Annotated in this window: 1 protein-coding gene; it reads right to left on the reverse strand. The window is 63.8% G+C overall.

Features of this window, described 5'->3' with window-relative positions:
* A partial coding sequence (locus BM357_RS18285) for a transglycosylase SLT domain-containing protein (RefSeq protein ID WP_074956783.1) occupies nucleotides 1-903 on the reverse strand: 903 nt, incomplete at its 3' end.
* Nucleotides 904-1,174 lie beyond the last annotated feature (271 nt).

Here is a 1,174-nt window from a genome sequence, read left to right on the forward strand (position 1 = left end):
CGGGGCCACAATCGGCAGCGAGGGCAAGAGCTGCGAGACAACCGGGTTCTGGCTCTCGCCTTTGACCGACCACCAGCCGTTCCCCGCTGAACTCAGGGTCAAGTCCGCCTCGCCAAACGGCCAAAACCCTCCACCGTCCAGTTGCAGGGGCGGCGTGTCCAGCACGTAGGCGTAGGTGTACCGCATAACGCTCGCCACATACTGGTCCTGGCCCGCTCCGCCGTAGTAATGGGCGCTGGCCGACGCCCAGGTGCCGAACTGGTTGTAGAGGGTCGACAGGTACTTCGCCCCGGCGGCAAGCGCGTCCGCCGGGTCCCATGGGCTCGCATACGGCGCGCACCCGGCATTACCCCTGGCTTGGCACTGGGCGTTGAGCGTTGCGATCTGACTGGCCGCGCGCGACGGCGTACCAATCGGCGCCCACATCCCATCCGCGTCCACGCCGTACCCTCCGTATTGCTGAATGCGCTGCGCGTCGGTGTCCGGTTCGTCGATCCGGCAGAACGGATCGCTCCACCCGCTCCACGTCTCCGGCTCAAACTGCATGAGCCCCATCGCGTGGCTCCCGCCGTAGTCCGCGTACGCGGTCGGGTCCCAGGCGGATTCCACCATGACTTCACCCGCGATGAGTTGCATGGGAACGTGGTACGTGAGACTCGCCTGTTGGACATATGCCACGAACATTGAGGGGATGCCGTGCGCTGGCGAGACATCCTTGGGGATCTCGCCATTCCAGGGATCGGCCCCGGCCATGTAAGCCGCCCCTCCAGCCAGGACCGCCACCGCCAGCACCAACCCGAACGTTGCCGGGGCGAACATCACAAGCAGGATCCCAATCGCAATCCGCGTGATACGACGCCGTAAGGACGACCGCCGGAACGCCACACGCAACAGCGCCTGCAAACAAAAACACCCCCTTCAATCTAAAGGGGGTGTGCATGGCGAGTACCGTTTCTCAGGCGTCGAGCAAGTTGTGCCAGAACTTCGTGTCCGCCACGAACCCCGGCTGCACGTACCAGTGCCCGCCGTGAGGGACCAAAATCTCCGGATACCCAGTAATCACCTAGTCAACCGCCATGCCAGGCAGGGCGTACAACACGCTGTCTGCCGACATGTGTACGCCGAGACGGTCAAAAGACTCCTGCACCGTCTGTTTGGCCTCATCAAGCGTCAT

It is taken from the genome of Paenalicyclobacillus macrosporangiidus (assembly GCF_900116805.1).
Lineage (GTDB): Bacteria > Bacillota > Bacilli > Alicyclobacillales > Alicyclobacillaceae > Alicyclobacillus_H > Alicyclobacillus_H macrosporangiidus.